Here is a 17,374-nt window from a genome sequence, read left to right on the forward strand (position 1 = left end):
CTAACAAGCATATGAAGTAGTAAATGAATTTAGTTATAATGAAAGTAAATTTCATTAAAAATATTTTTCCTATTAAATTAATGTTTCAATATGCAATTTTCTCTATTGCAAAGTCAACCTCGCCTCCTATATTATTTTAAATAATCATATGATAGGGAGGCGTATAAATGATCGTTAAACGTTTATTAATGATATGTTGTATCGTCATCTTGTTCATCCCTTTCTCTTTCATTCCCCCTCACTCTACTTATGCTGAAGTAAATACTGCATACAAAAAACATGAATTACGTGCTGTATGGATTGCATCTGTTCTGAATATTGATTGGCCCTCAAAAACTGGCTTACCCATTGAAAAACAGAAACAAGAATTTATAAGATTATTAGACGATGTAAAAAGCACTGGTATGAATGCAGTTGTTGTACAAGTTAAACCAACCGCTGATGCTTTCTATCCTTCAAATTACGGTCCTTGGTCTGAATACATTACAGGAACACAAGGAAAAGATCCTGGTTATGACCCGCTTGCATTTATGATTGAAGAAACTCATAAAAGAAATATAGAATTCCACGCTTGGATTAACCCATACCGAATAACGATGAATCACACCGATATAAATCGATTATCAAATAATCACCCTGCAAGGCAACATCCCAATTGGGTTGTCCCTTATGGCGGAAAGTTATATTACAATCCCGGTATTCCAGAAGTGAAAAAATTTATAACAGAAGGTGCTTTAGAAATCGTGCAAAATTACGATATTGATGCGCTGCATATGGATGATTATTTTTATCCATATAAAGTAGCCGGTGAAGAATTTCCAGATCAGAAAACGTACGAAACATATAATAACGGTAGATTTACAAATATAGAAGATTGGCGACGTAACAATGTAAATGAACTTGTAAAAGATTTAAATACTGCTATAAAACAAGAAAAATCATATGTAAAGTTTGGCATTAGTCCGTTCGGCGTATGGAGAAATATAGCTGACGATCCGACTGGCTCTAACACAACCGCAGGCCAAAGAAACTATGATGACCTTTATGCTGACACACGTGAGTGGATACAAAAAGGATATATTGACTACATTACACCGCAAATATATTGGAATATAGGTTTCACCCCAGCTGCATATGACATATTAGTAGATTGGTGGGTTAAAGAAACAAATAACAAACCGATTCACCTATACATCGGTCAAGCGGCCTATAAAATTAATAATAACTCCGTCCCTGCTTGGTCTGATCCAGAAGAATATCCAAAACAAATTGCATTAAACCGGCTATATCCTGAAATAAAAGGTAGTATGCATTTTAGCTTAAAAGATATTAATAACAATCCACTTGGAGCTAAAGATAGACTCTCAAAAGACATATATAAATATCCTGCATTAATTCCGCCTATGCCTTGGCTTGATCATGATCCACCAAAACAACCGACTTTAAAAGGTGCCATTCCAAGAGATGAAGGTATTGCAATCGGTATCATTGACAATAGAGATAATGATTCTACTTATTACGCTATTTACCGCGCGAATGGGAAAAATGAAGTGGATATACAAAATCCGAAAAATTTACTTACTACTGTAAGAAAAACAACACTTGGAGAAATTTATGTAGATAAAACCGCTATTTCTGGAGAAACGTATACGTATGTCGTAACTGCAGTTGATCGATTGCATAATGAAAGTGTGGCTTCTAGTCATACTACCGTTAGTGCAAAATAAAATCTCATAACAAAAAGCGCCCTAAAGCTGTGATACTTAGCTTTTAAGGCGCTTTTTGTTATTTATTCTTAAACTTCTCAGTCGCTGCTCTCATCTTCACATTTAAATCGTGATCAATTGAGTCGCGAATATCTCGCTCTACTACTTCCATTTCTTTTTGGAAATTTTCCAAGTAGATTTTCAGTTCTTCTTCTTTCTCTGGTCTTTGTGAAGGTGGTAATTGTACTACCAACGATAACATGGCCGTTAAATCTTTCATTAAGAACGTTTCAAGTTTATGTTGTTGTTCAAACATGCGTTGCTCTTGATAGTACGGAAGTGCATTCAATACTGAAATTGTAATATCATCAACCGTTCTTTGTAATGAAGGATTTATTGAGCGTTTATACGCTTGAATTGTATTTAATGCGTCTGGATAACGGTCATAAAAATACAATTTGTAAAATGATAAGTCTGTCGGTTTTACAGTTTGCTGTGTCTCTTGTCTTAAGAAATCTTTCACTTTCATCGCAGCTACATCAATATCTTCATTCGTAAGCTTTTTCGTAGTTTTTGCCATTACATGCACTTTTTTCTGCTTTTCTTTCGGTAACATCGAGAAGACTTGTTCTCTCGTACGTTGACCTGATGCACAAAATAGAGTATTTAATGTATTTTGTTCTTTCTTTCCTTCAGTGCGAATCCAGCGATAAAACAGTGGATGTTGTGTAAATTCTTGTAGAAACGGTATTGATTTGTTTGATAACTTGTCTAAAGAATCTTGCGCTCTTTTATATGGCTTCGTCCATGAAAAATACAGCTTCCGTCCGAAATATACGACTAAAACAACGACAGTAAATGCTATTAAAAGCAATGTACCGAGTAGTAATAATACTGTTTGAATGAAACTCATTTGTTCACCTCCTCTAATAATCCGTTATTTCCTTGGACGCTGAATGAGTTTCTGCTTCATCTCATCATTAAATGTGTCTAGTTCAATAACGAACTTCTTACTTGACTCGATAATACGTTCTGACGATTTTTCAGATGCTTCAATTGCAGCGAACACATTTTGGAATGATTCACGTAATTTATCCATGCTAATAGCAGGGTTTTCAAGCAATTTTGTCGTTTCTTCTGTATTTTGTTTTAACGCTTGAGAATTACTTAATACCATCGATTCAATTGCTTCATTTGTCGCATTCACTGCATCGATTGTTTTCCGTTGATTTGTTAACGCTAACTGAATAGCAGCTGAAACCGTTACAACGTTTTGCGTCATCGTAATTGCATTACGAATTGCCTCTGTTAACTTTTCATTATTTTTCTTAATAATGTCTACAGATGCGATAGATTGTAATAAAACACTTTTCGCTTGCTGCATATTACGTGTACGTACAAGTATCTTTTCTAACGCATCGTTAATTAATGGAATATCTCTTTGACGTTCTGGATTTTGTTTCTCAGCTTCCAGCATGCCAGCAAGTTTTTTCCCTAAGTATACTTGCTTATCAAGAGCGTGAATTTTATCATGCGATTGCTCTTTAAGCATTTCAAGACCAACTGTATCTTCTTGTAAGTTGTCACGACCAATTAGAAGGGATCTTATAATCTCCTCAATTTGCTTATCTATAGATTGATATTTATGCACGTATGTTTCAAGTGGATTTTTCTTGAATACTTTAAACATAATTTTCTTCATACCACTTGCTTTTAATGAATTCGGATCAAGTTCTGATACCACTTTTCGTAATTCTAACAATGTATTTGGAATTTCTTCGTTCTTTCCATTCATCATCGCTGTTACAGGACGTTTTAATGCTGACAACGTTTGTCCTGCTGCTTGTTGCTCTTTATCTCCTAAATCTCCTAGCTGAGACAATACTTTTGATAAATCTGTATTTTGCTCGCTATTTAACTTTTGTACATAAAGATCAGCTTCTTTATTCAGTTCCTCTAATTCTGCATCTTTTATAACTGTATCAACCACTACTTCTACATTATTATCTTTCACGATCGATACAGGTTCTTTTTTCTCGAGTTCAGTCAACAAAATCGCTCCTTTATTTATATGTGCGAATTTATATGCACTATATTTCATCTATTATATCGTATTTCATATACATTCTGATTGCTTGAAATCGATTTTTTTAGAAATGCCTGTTTATGCAGTCATTCCCTGTTTCTTACTATAAGTATACCTGTAAACAACATAATTTTCCTCAGACTTAAGACCTAGAGAACGACATGCTGAAGGCGGATTCTTCGTATGTTACTATAAATTATGTTCTCCTATCCTTCTGTACTCAATCTTTTGACATACACCCTTTTTCAATGTGATAATTATATTGCGCTCACTCCTATTTCTTCTTGCGCGCTACGAATGCTCCATTTTGAAATGCCAATAACACCGTTTCAAACATTTCATCTTCTTCTATCATTTTTTTAAACTCGGCTAATTCATTTGCATGAGAGGTTGCGTTATCAACAACAAGAAAACCCTTTGGTTGTAAAATGCGTTTTATATGCTCAAGCCACCACATGTATTGCGTACGCTCTGAATCTAGGAAAATAAAATCAAATGAATGATCTAATTGCGCATCTAAAAATGCCCCTGCTTCTTGATTATGAACATCAATCCTTTGTAAAAGGTTTGCCTTTTCAAAATTGACAAGTGCCTCTCCAACTCGTTCTGAAGAAAGCTCTACAGTTGTTACATTTCCATTTGTTTCTTCTACCGCATTAGCTAACCACAATGTAGAATAGCCATTAGAAGTTCCGATTTCTAAAATGTTTTTTGCGCTACACCCTTTTACTAAAATTGATAAAAATTGCCCCATCTCACGAGTAATATTCCGTAATTTTTCTTCCCGTGTTTTTTTATTTCGATCATGCTCTTCTCCATATTGTTCAAGTTGAAATAATAATGAATCTAACGTATCCATTTTTTTCATCGCCTTTCCAAAGCAATATGATGAAAAAGCTCTTGCTGCCCGTCTACTTTCATTATATGCGAAACAAAGACCTTTTTCCTATTATATGACAAAGATTTGAATTTTTTTATAGCATATTGTTTCGTTTTTTGGTAAAGTTAATTTCTACGTGCAATTATTCCATTCATATTATTTCATATTAAAATTGCAGTTATTAAATTATATAAACCCCATTTAAATGAATCGGTATTTCAAATTCAATTAAGCGCCCTTTTCGGACGCATTTTCTTTGTTTATATATTTCCAGAAGAAAGGATGCTTACAAATGAACGTGATTAGCTTAGATGCTGCTCGAAAACGAAAGCAGCATAAAAAATTAATGATTACTATACCGATTATTACACGTATTTATGAAGAAGACGGGGAAATTAAATTTGAGGTAGCTGGCGAAAAAGATGTACCTCTTGAAATGTTGGAAAAATAATAAAAAACGCATTTCTGAAGAAATGCGCTTTTTTATATTTTTACATTTAAATGCATAAGTTTTTCAGGGTTAACCATCATATAAATATTTGAAATTTTCTCATCCTCAAATGCAAACGAAAGAACATAAGTTACTTTATTGTTTATTGTAACTATAACTCCTGGTATACCATTGACCATTTTGAAATCAACAGTGTACTCTTCTGTCAATCGTTGTGCAATCCCAAAGAACAAACGTATAATTCGATCCGCAGAATAAATCGGGTTAATCGCAGTCGTAACTTTACCACCACCATCAGCTTTGAGTATAGCATCTGTTTTTAATACTTCTAACATACCTTCCGCATCCCCACACTGTAATGATGATACAAACTTTTCAATATAAGAAGCCATTTTCTCCGTGCTTAATTTTGATTGCTTCGGTTTCTCCAACATGCTTTTTCGTGCACGTTGAAAGATCTTCCTGCAGTTCACACTACTCTTATCAACAATTGAAGCTATTTCTTCGTATTCATAACTGAAAACCTCTCTTAATATGAAAACAATCCTTTCTACCTCAGATAATTGTTGTAAAAGTAATAAATATGCGGTGGAAAGGGATTCTTTCATTATAAATGACTTTGATGGCTCATCACTCTCTTCTACAATTGGCTCTGGCAACCACATCCCTACATACACGTTACGTTTATGCGCTGCCGATCGTAATTTATCAATTGAACGATTTGTCGTCATCTTACATAAATATGCTTTCATATTTTCTATAGATTGAAGATCTTCTATATTATTTAGCGAGATAAATACATCCTGAACGATATCCTCAGCATCCATAACACTCCCAAGGATTCTGTATGCTAACGAAAATAATAATAGTTGATACGCTTCATATAACTGCTCCGTTTCCATGATGAACTGCCTCACTTTCATATTGCTTTAAAATGTGTAACGCTGCACGTTTCCCGCTTGCTACCGCAGCATCAGCTAATACTTCATCATGCCCTACCCAATCTCCTGCAACATAAACACCTGGCATTTCAGGTATATTAGGGCCCGCTTTTTCAACACGGTCAATATGAGGAAAATCATGTACTACTGTTATTTTCGGTAAATATTGCTGTGCAACAACTTCTCTTTTCCAATTTGGATGTAACAACTCCATCGTACTTTCCAACTGTTCTTTATCATCACGAATATGATTCATCTCGAGTACAGGATTATAGTACTTAATTAGACTCACTACAATTGATCCATCTTCACTTAATTTAGCTGCTCTCGATTGATTTGTGAAAAATATAGGTTGATCTAATCCTAATACAAATTGATGTGTAGGATTGGGTAATTGTCTCAAGCCAATATCTAATGCAGCAACAGTAACCGGTACCGATTGTTCACTCCATCTATGCAGACTTGTTCCTTCTGCACCTTTTATTATTTTACAAGCTTCTTTCGGCGGAGTCGTCACGATGACTGCGCCTACTTCAAAAACCTCATCATCAACACAATGTATTCTTTGTTTACCTTCGGAATGCTCAATTTCCACAACATGCTTTTTAGCCAAAAACTGCACCCCGATATCATTCGCTATAGCTCTTAATTTTGTTATTATCGTCTCCCAACCACCATCTACATAAAGCACTCCCTCTTTTATAGAAAGCTGTATTTGCTTTAGTACAGATGATGCTAATTGTATTGTAGGAGCAAACGTATATGTTGTTGTTCGGCATAGCGCATAAAATATATTGCGAACCATTGGATCTTTTATTTCATTTTCTGCCCATGTAGTTAGACTCATTTTCGGAACTTCTCCTACATCTAAATTTCCTAAACGAATCATAAGACGTGAGAATTGTACTTTTGCAGACCAAGAAAGTAGTGGTGTTGATAAAATTGAGTAAAAATCTGTTGGGATAGTGAATATATCCCCTTTCCATATTCCATGTGCTTTTGTAGATGGTATTCCACCTGGAAGAGTCATACCAAGCTCATTAAAAGTTATAAACGCTGCCCCGCCTCTATATAAAGCATGTGCACCAAGATTCATGCAGATTCCATTTTTATTTGTAGTCATCCCTCGGCCACCGAATTGACTGGACTTTTCTAATACAATCACTTTCCTTCCAGCTTTCGCTAAATATATAGATGCTGTTAATCCAGCAAGCCCACCGCCAACAATTGCTATATCAAATGTATTCATAATAAAATCCCTCCTTAATCGTTCTACATACAAGACGAACGATTAAGGAGGGATGTGACATAAAAATAAATTTTTATTATCCTACTTTATTTCATTACTTTTTAATTCGATCATATTGCATACGAAATAACTCAATTGCAAATGGAATATCCTCTTCACTCTTTAAATAATAACTGATCCATCCTGATTCAGGTAATACGTGATGTGGTTTTACCAAGCCTTGCTTCACTAATTCATCTCGCTTTAACTTCGGAAATGGTAAATCAGCTAATTTATCACCATGAAGATGGCCAAGTTCTTTCTTGCCATAATTTATTTCAATACCACCAAATCGATGCGGTTTTTCAGAAACACCCGCCCAGCTGAGTACTTCATTTCTAATCATTTCACTAAATGACATGAACATTCACTCCTTATAAATGATTGATGTAATTTTAAATTAACATTTTCATTACTTTTTTCCATCAATCCAAAGTATGAATGGGAATACGAATATAGTTTGGTCTTAACACCTTATTCTTTATGGAATAAGTGAATTTATTAAGCTACCGACAACAGCACAAAACAAAGACTAGACACATATCCTAATTTTGTAACCTAACTTACCTATAGAAAGGCGGGTAATACAATTGACTGCCAACATCGACTATACCTCCCCCACAACCAATTTTACTTATGATGTAAATAAAAGTAATTTTTTTCGGAAAGATGCCCAAAATTATATAAATGTACTTGGTATTAAACAATTAAATACTTTAGAAAATACTTCTTTATTAGATATTTATTTAAGTACAGGAAATGTTGTAGAACCACATATTCATCAAAATGCAGCTGAACTTGTTTATTGTATTTCAGGGTCTGCTGTTGTTTCTTTACTTAATCCATTTACGAATCAAATATTAAACTTACCGATAAAACCCGGGCAAGTTGCCAACATTCCACAAGCGTGGTGGCATTACGAAATTGCTACAGCAGATAATACTCATTTATTAGCTATTTTCAATGCTCCAACTCCAGAAGTTATTTTCGGTTCTGACATTTTAAGGTTAACTCCAGCTCATATGATGGCCCATACTTACTGCCTCAATGAACAACAATGGAAACAAGCGGTTTCCCCTATTCAATCAACTACTGTAATTGGTCCTCCGGCAAACTGCAATCAAAACCGTGAAATGAAAAATTATCCAACCCAGCCCCTCGCTCAACAACATAATCTGTATCACCAAGATTCTTATTACTTTCCTCTTTACTGGGGCTATTAATTTGTAAATTTTCAAAAGAATCATCATTTATCTCCTAGGAAAATACCGAGGAGATTTTTTTATTGTATCTTCTCTTCCTATTAAAAATAGTAACAATTGATAGTGTACATACATATAATATTTATATATTAAATTGGAGGTGATAGTACTATGAGTAATTATAACTATCGAAAAAACTACTCTTATAATAAAAATAGTAGCTCTTCAGCATCCTCTCAATCTTCCAATTCTCAATCTTCCAATTCCCAATCGCAAAGAGAATTAGCCGAGCAAGGCTATGTAAAGAAAAAAGGATGTAACTGTAATAAAAATAAATAGTTTATTTTATGGATGAATTCTTTTTTAAAAGAATTCATCTTTTTTTACTGACCGGAAATTTTTAAAGTTACATAACTTATTACTAAAATGAGAAAGGGTAAATTATACTTTTTTATACGAACTTAACAAAGAGTAATTGTTCAATTGATTTATTACTTATTTCCCCAAAAAATATAGTCCTTCCTAAATTTACTAGGAAGGACTATATACAAACCCCTGTTTAATTTCCTACTAAACATTGTAACAAATTAAACGATATTAATACCTGCACTTACAAATCCAGCAACTGCAGCTATTGGACTTGCTGCTGTTAATGAAACATACAGTAGTATTTTATCTCCAGCAGCTACTGGAATAGCTTCAGCTATGATACCTGATGCTGTAGAACCAATCGCTATTGCGGCAAATGCTGGTGTTAATAAAAGAGGTGCGCCTTGTACTGTAAACGTATTGCTTGCTGCAGGTGCAGTTAATATTTGTATTTGCACTTGAACAGGTGATATTGGAGCTAATGCAGCTGTTGCACTAAAGAAACCTGCTAATGACGTGATAGTTCCTGCACGTGGTGCTACAAATGCATAATCACCTATACCTAATGCTAATGTGATACTAGTTCCACCTGTTAATGCTACACCAGGCTGACTAAATCCAAATCCAAGAAGAGTTCCTGTATTAGCTACTAACGCGTTAACTAACGCAGATGGTGTTGTACCTGAAGCAAATGGAATAATAGCTCCGCCACCAGCTGCACCAGTTGCTCCTGTTAAGCCCGTTGCCCCTGTTGGACCTGTTGCCCCTGTTGGACCTGTTGCCCCTGTTGGACCTGTTGCTCCTGTTGCTCCTGTTGCTCCTGTTGCTCCTGTTGCCCCTGTTGGACCTGTTGCCCCTGTTGGACCTGTTGCCCCTGTTGCTCCTGTTACTCCTGTTGCTCCTGTTACTCCTGTTGCTCCACCAGTACCTGCTGGACCTGTCGCTCCTGTTGGGCCTGTTGGACCTGTTGCTCCTGTTGCTCCTGTTGCTCCCGTTGGCCCTGCTCCGGTTCCTGCTGGGCCCGTTGGACCTGTTGGACCTGTTGGACCTGTCGCCCCTGGAGTAGCATTGATTAATTGAATTAATAAATTAAAAAGAAGTTGTAAAGTTGCAGAATCAACATTTGAGTTGCAGGATATAGGGATAAGATCTAAAGCGAAGAAGAATTGTGCAAGGGCGCTATAAAATTGTTGCAATAATGTTGACAATTGTCCTAAATTAGGTGCTGGAGATTGTAATAAAACTATAATACTTTGAGTTAATTGTTTCAAAAAATTAACTTCTGGGGAAGGTAATAAGGAATTTAAGAAAATTAAAAATTGATTAAATAAATCGAGTAACACTAATCTGTTTGCATTACTTGGATTTGCAAAAAATGCTGAAATAGCTGATACTAATGAGTTTAGTAAAGTAATTAATTGACTTAATTGTTCCCTAGTAATAGGAACTGACTGTGGATTTTTACAACAATCTGCTGAAAAAACAATCGGATTGCAGTTATTATGATCAAAACAATCATTATGTTTCATTTATTTCCTCCTTACTTTTCTTATAGTTGAGTGTTTTCCTATTCTAAGTACTATAAAAGATGCCATTGAAAAATGTAGTTGAGTTATATGTTTCTCTTAAAATAGGAAACATGAATGATAATCAAACTTGAAAACGTCATTTAATTATGTTCATGACTCACATATTAATTATATGTTTTTAATAATTGACTGCTTAGATTAAATACCTAAACTTAAGAGTTTATTTTATTTTTCCACGTTTATCTCTTAGGTTCAAAGACACATTTTAATTTGAAAACAAAAACCGAATTTACGATTTACATATATTCCGCAAGTAACAACATCATTTTTTCATATAAATAAAGAACATTTCCTTACTAAAATTGGGCTCACCTTATAAAGGTGAAGCCGTTTCTATTATAAAAAACTCTCATACAATATAGTGGACAAGTTATTTTATACTTCGTTCTAATAAAATATTGTAAGGAGTGAAAATTAATTGCCTATCATTCAACCATTTATGGCATCTAGAAGATTTACATCTACACTAGGAGCCGGCACAGGTACAGGTGCAGCTTTTGCAATTGCTGCCACAGCTTGTTTAAACGATGCGGGTACTACTGCAACCGCTTTTCCGACTTTCACGTATTACAACTTATATGTGAACGGTATTCTTCAACCAAGCGTGAACTCCAGTGTTACTACTGGTCCTACTGGTGCTATTACAATTCCTGGTGGGGATGCATTAGACGGCGGAATTCCAATTACAATTGAATTTATCGTCACTTAATGTTACCGAATGTAATTCAGAACAAAAAAGACAGATTCCTTTTCACATTAAGAATCTGTCTTTTTTAATTAATAATAATAAATTGTAAAATAATTGAAGAACCTTGCGATGGTGGTTGGTTATCCAATAAAGTTAGTTTACCAGTACTAACTTCATAGAATGGTTGTGGTTGCAGAATTCCATTGATAAACAAATTTACATATGAAACCTCAGTAGGTGATAGTATATTCGTTGTACCATATTGAGCTATGCCATCTGCATCTGTATATATAAGTTTCTCTCCATCTGAAAAAGTGTAATATAGCAAATTAGTTGTTGTTATAGGGCCAATCCCCCCAGTAGGACCTGTTGCTCCCGTTGTTCCTGTTACACCCGTTGCTCCTGTTACTCCCGTTGCTCCCGTTGCTCCTGTTGCTCCCGTTGCTCCCGTTGCTCCCGTTGCTCCCGTTGCTCCTGTTGCTCCCGTTGCTCCTGTTGCTCCCGTTGCTCCCGTTACTCCCGTTATTCCTGTTATTCCTGTTGCTCCCGTTGCTCCCGTTGCTCCTGTTACTCCCGTTGCTCCTGTTGCTCCCGTTGCTCCTGTTGCTCCCGTTGCTCCTGTTGCTCCCGTTGCTCCTGTTGCTCCCGTTGCTCCTGTTGCTCCTGTTGCTCCCGTTGCTCCTGTTATTCCTGTTGCCCCCGTTGCTCCTGTTGCTCCCGTTGCTCCTGTTGCTCCTGTTGCTCCTGTTGCTCCTGTTGCTCCCGTTGTTCCTGTTGCTCCCGTTACTCCCGTTGTTCCTGTTACTCCCGTTGCTCCCGTTACACCCGTTGCTCCTGTTACTCCTGTTACTCCCGTTGCTCCCGTTGTTCCTGTTGCTCCCGTTGTTCCTGTTGCTCCCGTTATTCCTGTTGCTCCCGTTGCTCCTGTTATTCCTGTTGCCCCCGTTACTCCCGTTACTCCCGTTGTTCCTGTTACTCCCGTTGCTCCTGTTGCTCCTGTTGCTCCTGTTGCTCCTGTTGCTCCTGTTGCTCCTGTTGCTCCTGTTGGAATATATATTGGAGGAAGAGCTGAAAATGTAGGTCCAATATTCTCAGGTTCTATCTTACCTTTATTTATTGATAATTTATCATTCCGCTTCAATTTAATTCCTCATTCCACATATTTTTAATTAACTTACATAAGTATGAGTCTATTATTAAGAAATGCTTTCATAACTATTCTTTTTTCTTTCCAAATAATTCATACAGTTATTAAACATTTTACCGTTGCTATAACTCCTATTAATATAATAAAATGATAGTCCCATTCCAAAAACACGAAACTTATTGCATTCTAATTTAAAAATGAGGTAATTTATACTCAAGATAAAAATGAAAAAAGAATAGAAAAACTAGTATCAATGGCTCTTGAAATTATTCTTCCATACAGACTTACTGAACCTACCAGAAATACTGGGTCAATAGTTACAACAAACTCTATGTTCGCTAATAATACATTAGGTGATCCCATCACTGTGATATTAGGCGGAACTAATATTCCTCTTTCTAATAACCAAAGCCTCGGTAATTTTACAGTTAACGCCTCAAACGATATATTTACAATTCCTGTAACCAGAAGATATCATTTAACCTATCAAGTTAATACGACAACTGCTCTACTCGCTGGAACAAAACACTATTAAACGCTTCTACTCCACTTCCTGGTTCTATTTTTTCTCCCGCTATATCAACTTCAAATTATAACAATAATTTAATTGCCGATACTACAATTTCACTTCAATTATTCGGCGTATTATACATCGTTAATTTGGTTGGAGGTGGTTCAACAGGTGCCTCTCTAACAATTATACGAATCGATTTAAAAATGATTCATTCTTTTTCTAATAAACATTATTAAATACTAAGTCTGTCATGATAAGAACTTCTAATAAACATTATTAAATACTAAGTCTGTCATGATAAGAACCTCCCAATTATTTCATAAAAGTGATGGCGCATTAAAGAACAAATTGCACTATATTCATAGTAGAAACTATCTATACTAAATTTTCCGTATATATATTATCAATTTACACTGACTTCCACCGATGTTACATTAAATATGAAGACAGTTTCTTTTTTACGAACCATCTCAATACGTATTTGAGAAACGTACTCCAATCCTATACGCGAGAGCAATACTATGTTGACACTCAGATGAGTGTCTTTTTTTGTGAGTAATAAAAAATAAAAACCATCTCTTAAAGATGGTTTTATCTTTTGTTACTATAAATGTAAACTTATACAGTTGGATAATAAATTGTCATGCTTAATCGAGTCAAAGATTCCCCTAAATTATAATAAGAGTGTGATCTATCGGCCTTAAAACGAATTGAATCTCCACTATTTAATGTATATTGACAGTTATTCACTTCTACTGTCAATTCACCTTCAAATACCGTAATAAATTCTTCTGCGCCTTCTTTATGCCCTTCTGAACTTAATTTCCCTTCTGTTTCTATTTCTACTGTATACATTTCAAAATGTCTATCATCTTGAAAAGGAAAAGAAGGATACACTTTATATTTTCCATTGTCTTCAGACAATGCTTGAATATCTTTTCTTAAAATCACTTTCGTATCAGGCTGAGGATTGTTGATTAAAGAGGTAAAAGAAACTTTCAAGCCATTTGCAATTTTCCATATTGTTGTTAGTGTCGGGCTTGATTCTCCTCTTTCAATTTGTCCAATCATCGTTTTACTCACACCTGTTAATTGGGAAACTTTTTCCAAACTTAATTTTTCTTTTTCTCTTATAGTTTTTAAATTTTTCGCTAGTATAAGTTGAATTTCTTCCATAAAAAACACTCCCACACTATATACAATATAACGACCGTTATGTATAATAAAAAGCACACGTTATATTGTTCTTTTCGGTCATTATAACATACAAAAATAATTAGGGGGGTTCAAATGCCTATATTTTCTTTTTTGTTATTTGTATTTATAAGTAGCTTCACACCTGGTCCTAACAATTTCTTAGCTATGACATACGCAAATCAACATGGATTAAAGAGAAGCATAAACTTTTGCTTCGGAGTAGCTTTTGGTTTTTTCATCCTCACTTCTTTATGTAGTTTCTTTAATGTTGTACTACTTAATATCTTACCCATAATCGAATTCCCTTTAAAAATTTTAGGTGTAGCGTATATGTTATATTTAGCTATTAAAATACTTACTAGTAAAAGCAGTACGAATCCCGTTGAAAAAGATAATAAAAACTTATTCACTGTGGGGATTTCTCTTCAATTCGTTAATCCTAAAGGGATATTATTCGGACTGACTGTAGTATCGACTTTCATACTCCCCTACTACAATTCATATTCAAGTTTTCTGCTTTTCTCATTATTTCTAGGTATAGTCGGTTTACTAAGTACATTTAGTTGGAGTTTATTTGGTTCAATATTCCAAAAAATATTAGTAAAACATAACCAATTATTCAACATCATTATGGCTGTTTTATTAGTTTTCAGTGCCGTTTCAATCGTTATACACTAATTCGATGCTCATTTTAGATTTTGTACTTTTTAATACCACTCTTTATCAATCAGACTACTTTATATACTAATCCATCCACATACCCTATGTGGTTTAAAACTTTTAAGAGGAAACCTTCTAACAATAGGTTTCCTTCCATATCATATTAAATAAGAAGCAGGTTAAATACGGAGGTGATTTTGATTAAGACTACTTTAATTTCTCATTTTTACAATGAAGAATATTTACTTCCATGGTGGTTAATGCACCATACAAAGCTATTTGATCATGGCATTCTTATTAATCGTGGATCCACTGATCGTTCAGTTGAAATCTGTAAAACATTCGCTCCTAATTGGGAAATACGAAACTCAAAATCACTCGAATTTGATGCTTATTTAGTTGATCAAGAAGTTATGGAAATTGAAAGAGAAATTACAGGATGGAAAATGGTATTGAATACGACAGAATTCCTGTGCTGTTATAATAAAGAACAATTTTTCAAATCACTTAGCACTATGGGTGGCAATATGTTTTCAATAAGAATGATTATGATGATTGACGAACCGACTCATGGCTACACTAATCCAAGATATAGCTCTCCGCTTGTTAAACAACGTTATCACGGCATAATAATTCAACCTAATCCAAACCAACTATATCTTAACGGTAGATTAATTCACAATAATTCGCACGGGAACTATAGAGTCGGGAGACATGGTTCGCATTATCCTTATAGCATTTACATGGAACCTGCTTTTATTTTTAAATTTTTTTATAGTCCATGGAACGATGCAATGAAAAAACGAAAATTACAAATTGGGCCGACTCTTTCTCAACATAGTGTACAGCGTGGACTAGGTTCTCATCACTTAACAACAATTGAAAAATTAGAAACAAAATACAAATTCTATGCAACTTTAACTACGGACCTCCGGTTATTCCCAGAATACCAAATTATATTTCCTGACCTTTATCCTTAATGTCATGAATATTTAGTTTCCACATCTATCCGTTTTTTATTAACATATCAACTCCAACTAAATATTTTTCTCTAGTAGAAATCTGAGCTAGGACTCTTGCTGCGCGCAAATTCCTCTTATTTAATGTCGTATCACCAGCCTATAATCTTTCATACCATTTCATTGAGTACCTGATGTTGGATTAGAAATAAAAAATGGCAATTCATTTGGAAAATTTTCAATTTCAGATTATATACCTTCTAAAACAAAGTATTCAAACAATAGAACCTAAACTAATGTCTTAAGTTATGGCTTTATTTTTTTCTTATTATTCACTTTAAAATCTTTTTATAATAATATTGAAAAATACAGTATAATATAAATTACTGTTCTTTGGGAGGGTTATAATGTCTGATAAGTATAAAATTTTCATTCTTATTGTTACCGCATCTTTTTCTTTCTTTTCCTTAATAAAAGATTTCCGCAACACTTCAAAAAGTTTCTTTTGGGGTAGTTTTGTAATTCTTACAAGCTTCATAATACTTTTAACACTCGCTTTAGATTTAACTCAAATACTCCTATATTCAGCGCAAATTGCGCTTGAAATTATTACAATACCACATAAACTCTTTCTACCATCTGTCACTGAAGCCGCTATTATTTACTAATAAAGTATTTTAATTTTCTTATGCATGCCAAAATATATTTTGGTAAATTTGACACACATTTATATCAAACAAGCATATTTTATTGTATGGTGACTATCTAATAATACAAATTTTAAATTTTTATAAGATCCTTTTATTTTTAATTAAAAATTTACAACATTCTAAAACAGTATGCACATAATATCCTCCATTCCCTTTTTCAACATGAAACTTGTCTCAGAGCGCCTTTAAAAGCGCTCTTTATCTTTAATAAAGGTTTTATTAAAATTTAGGTTAAAAATTAATACCCTATAGTCATAATAGCTATTTACTGTTTCCAAAATAAGTTGCATTAATAATATAGAAATGAAATACCTATAAAAATTATTACTTTACTATTTCTTTAAACATGCTAGTGAGGTGATTTCGATAGATTATCAAAACAAAGATATGTTCATTAACTTTTCACTTTTAGATATTAACCGTATTATTCTCCCACATTCTCCTACTGGGGCTACCGGACCTACTGGAGCTACCGGTTCCACCGGACCTACTGGAGCTACTGGTTCCACTGGGACTACTGGGACTACTGGGACTACCGGGGCTACCGGTTCCACTGGAGCTACCGGGGCTACCGGGGCTACTGGCTCTACCGGACCTACTGGAGCTACCGGGGCTACCGGTTCCACTGGGACTACTGGGACTACCGGGGCTACCGGGGCTACTGGAGCTACCGGGGCTACCGGTTCCACTGGACTTACTGGCTCTACTGGGGCTACTGGCTCTACTGGTTCCACTGGGACTACCGGGGCTACTGGCTCTACCGGACCTACTGGAGCTACCGGTTCCACTGGACCTACTGGGACTACTGGAGCTACCGGTTCCACTGGGACTACCGGCTCTACCGGACCTACTGGAGCTACCGGGGCTACTGGAGCTACCGGGGCTACTGGAGCTACCGGTTCCACTGGACCTACTGGAGCTACCGGTTCCACTGGACCTACTGGAGCTACCGGTTCCACTGGACCTACTGGAGCTACCGGTTCCACT

General features: G+C 35.2%; 16 protein-coding genes and 2 pseudogenes. 8 read left to right on the top strand and 10 right to left on the bottom strand.

Annotated features, from left to right (window positions below; translation table 11 throughout):
- Positions 1-167 precede the first annotated feature (167 nt).
- The gene (locus tag AB6801_RS00335; protein WP_087947595.1) at positions 168-1,727 is read left to right on the top strand and encodes a glycoside hydrolase family 10-like protein; all 1,560 of its coding nucleotides are present in this window, start codon (positions 168-170) and stop codon (positions 1,725-1,727) included.
- 58 nt (positions 1,728-1,785) lie between these two features.
- On the opposite strand, the gene AB6801_RS00340 is transcribed toward AB6801_RS00335, so the two are convergent.
- From AB6801_RS00340 to AB6801_RS00350, 3 genes are all read right to left on the bottom strand, one after another.
- Positions 1,786-2,619, bottom strand: coding sequence for a DUF3974 domain-containing protein (locus AB6801_RS00340; RefSeq protein WP_000008378.1), 834 nt, complete (start codon positions 2,617-2,619; stop codon positions 1,786-1,788).
- A 24-nt stretch (positions 2,620-2,643) separates the two neighbouring features.
- Positions 2,644-3,756, bottom strand: a complete 1,113-nt coding sequence (locus AB6801_RS00345) for a toxic anion resistance protein (protein WP_000137396.1) — start codon at positions 3,754-3,756, stop codon at positions 2,644-2,646.
- A 310-nt stretch (positions 3,757-4,066) separates the two neighbouring features.
- On the bottom strand, positions 4,067-4,660 hold the full coding sequence (locus AB6801_RS00350) for an O-methyltransferase (protein WP_002005067.1): 594 nt from the start codon (positions 4,658-4,660) through the stop codon (positions 4,067-4,069).
- 304 nt (positions 4,661-4,964) lie between these two features.
- Here AB6801_RS00350 and AB6801_RS00355 point away from each other — a divergent pair, with 304 nt between their 5' ends.
- Positions 4,965-5,123: a hypothetical protein gene (locus tag AB6801_RS00355; RefSeq protein WP_001100984.1), complete on the top strand. Its 159-nt coding sequence runs from the start codon at positions 4,965-4,967 to the stop codon at positions 5,121-5,123.
- A gap of 32 nt (positions 5,124-5,155) precedes the next feature.
- On the opposite strand, the gene AB6801_RS00360 is transcribed toward AB6801_RS00355, so the two are convergent.
- From AB6801_RS00360 to AB6801_RS00370, 3 genes are all read right to left on the bottom strand, one after another.
- On the bottom strand, positions 5,156-6,025 hold the full coding sequence (locus tag AB6801_RS00360; protein WP_044307162.1) for a sigma-70 family RNA polymerase sigma factor: 870 nt from the start codon (positions 6,023-6,025) through the stop codon (positions 5,156-5,158).
- Positions 6,003-7,313: a phytoene desaturase family protein gene (locus AB6801_RS00365; RefSeq protein WP_087947594.1), complete on the bottom strand. Its 1,311-nt coding sequence runs from the start codon at positions 7,311-7,313 to the stop codon at positions 6,003-6,005. The genes AB6801_RS00360 and AB6801_RS00365 overlap by 23 nt, the downstream gene beginning before the upstream one ends.
- A gap of 94 nt (positions 7,314-7,407) precedes the next feature.
- Positions 7,408-7,713 carry a luciferase domain-containing protein gene (locus AB6801_RS00370; RefSeq protein ID WP_000010319.1) on the bottom strand — a complete coding sequence of 102 codons (306 nt, stop codon included), beginning with the start codon at positions 7,711-7,713 and terminating at the stop codon, positions 7,408-7,410.
- 229 nt (positions 7,714-7,942) lie between these two features.
- On the opposite strand from AB6801_RS00370, the gene AB6801_RS00375 reads away from it, so the two are divergent.
- Positions 7,943-8,575 (top strand): cupin domain-containing protein, encoded by a 633-nt coding sequence (locus AB6801_RS00375; RefSeq protein ID WP_000126333.1) that lies wholly within the window; start codon positions 7,943-7,945, stop codon positions 8,573-8,575.
- Between the two features lie 566 nt (positions 8,576-9,141).
- Here AB6801_RS00375 and exsJ read toward each other — a convergent pair.
- Entirely contained in the window at positions 9,142-10,452 is a 1,311-nt protein-coding gene (exsJ, locus tag AB6801_RS00380; protein WP_097999065.1) for an exosporium protein ExsJ, read from the bottom strand.
- A gap of 478 nt (positions 10,453-10,930) precedes the next feature.
- On the opposite strand from exsJ, the gene AB6801_RS00385 reads away from it, so the two are divergent.
- Positions 10,931-11,221 (top strand): DUF4183 domain-containing protein, encoded by a 291-nt coding sequence (locus AB6801_RS00385; RefSeq protein ID WP_001121647.1) that lies wholly within the window; start codon positions 10,931-10,933, stop codon positions 11,219-11,221.
- Positions 11,222-11,285: 64 nt separating this feature from the next.
- Here the strand turns inward: AB6801_RS00385 and AB6801_RS00390 are convergent, their stop codons facing one another.
- Complete coding sequence (locus tag AB6801_RS00390; RefSeq protein WP_370941018.1) at positions 11,286-12,341, bottom strand: DUF4183 domain-containing protein; 1,056 nt, start codon at positions 12,339-12,341, stop codon at positions 11,286-11,288.
- 259 nt (positions 12,342-12,600) lie between these two features.
- Here AB6801_RS00390 and AB6801_RS00395 point away from each other — a divergent pair.
- A pseudogene (locus AB6801_RS00395) lies at positions 12,601-13,097 on the top strand (BclA C-terminal domain-containing protein).
- Positions 13,098-13,479: 382 nt separating this feature from the next.
- On the opposite strand, the gene AB6801_RS00400 reads toward AB6801_RS00395, so the two are convergent.
- Positions 13,480-14,094: a helix-turn-helix domain-containing protein gene (locus AB6801_RS00400; protein ID WP_002061360.1), complete on the bottom strand. Its 615-nt coding sequence runs from the start codon at positions 14,092-14,094 to the stop codon at positions 13,480-13,482.
- A gap of 57 nt (positions 14,095-14,151) precedes the next feature.
- Between AB6801_RS00400 and AB6801_RS00405 the strand changes: the two genes are divergently transcribed.
- From AB6801_RS00405 to AB6801_RS00415, 3 genes are all read left to right on the top strand, one after another.
- Positions 14,152-14,736 (top strand): LysE family translocator, encoded by a 585-nt coding sequence (locus tag AB6801_RS00405; RefSeq protein ID WP_001121281.1) that lies wholly within the window; start codon positions 14,152-14,154, stop codon positions 14,734-14,736.
- A 179-nt stretch (positions 14,737-14,915) separates the two neighbouring features.
- Positions 14,916-15,698 (top strand): glycosyltransferase family 2 protein, encoded by a 783-nt coding sequence (locus tag AB6801_RS00410; RefSeq protein WP_000598285.1) that lies wholly within the window; start codon positions 14,916-14,918, stop codon positions 15,696-15,698.
- A 386-nt stretch (positions 15,699-16,084) separates the two neighbouring features.
- Complete coding sequence (locus AB6801_RS00415; RefSeq protein ID WP_001281135.1) at positions 16,085-16,345, top strand: hypothetical protein; 261 nt, start codon at positions 16,085-16,087, stop codon at positions 16,343-16,345.
- Positions 16,346-16,761: 416 nt separating this feature from the next.
- On the opposite strand, the pseudogene AB6801_RS00420 reads toward AB6801_RS00415, so the two are convergent.
- Positions 16,762-17,374 (bottom strand): annotated as a pseudogene (locus AB6801_RS00420) (mucin 17-like protein); the annotation flags it as partial.

It is taken from the genome of Bacillus sp. RCC_6_1, from assembly GCF_041360755.1.
GTDB classification, from domain to species: Bacteria; Bacillota; Bacilli; order Bacillales; family Bacillaceae_G; genus Bacillus_A; species Bacillus_A cereus.

Coding starts and splice junctions, on each gene's coding strand:
- AB6801_RS00335 (WP_087947595.1), top strand. CDS start 168: ATGATCGTTAAACGTTTATTAATGATATGTTGTATCGTCATCTTGTTC.
- AB6801_RS00340 (WP_000008378.1), bottom strand. CDS start 2,619: ATGAGTTTCATTCAAACAGTATTATTACTACTCGGTACATTGCTTTTA.
- AB6801_RS00350 (WP_002005067.1), bottom strand. CDS start 4,660: ATGAAAAAAATGGATACGTTAGATTCATTATTATTTCAACTTGAACAA.
- AB6801_RS00355 (WP_001100984.1), top strand. CDS start 4,965: ATGAACGTGATTAGCTTAGATGCTGCTCGAAAACGAAAGCAGCATAAA.
- AB6801_RS00360 (WP_044307162.1), bottom strand. CDS start 6,025: ATGGAAACGGAGCAGTTATATGAAGCGTATCAACTATTATTATTTTCG.
- AB6801_RS00365 (WP_087947594.1), bottom strand. CDS start 7,313: ATGAATACATTTGATATAGCAATTGTTGGCGGTGGGCTTGCTGGATTA.
- AB6801_RS00370 (WP_000010319.1), bottom strand. CDS start 7,713: ATGTCATTTAGTGAAATGATTAGAAATGAAGTACTCAGCTGGGCGGGT.
- exsJ (WP_097999065.1), bottom strand. CDS start 10,452: ATGAAACATAATGATTGTTTTGATCATAATAACTGCAATCCGATTGTT.
- AB6801_RS00405 (WP_001121281.1), top strand. CDS start 14,152: ATGCCTATATTTTCTTTTTTGTTATTTGTATTTATAAGTAGCTTCACA.
- AB6801_RS00415 (WP_001281135.1), top strand. CDS start 16,085: ATGTCTGATAAGTATAAAATTTTCATTCTTATTGTTACCGCATCTTTT.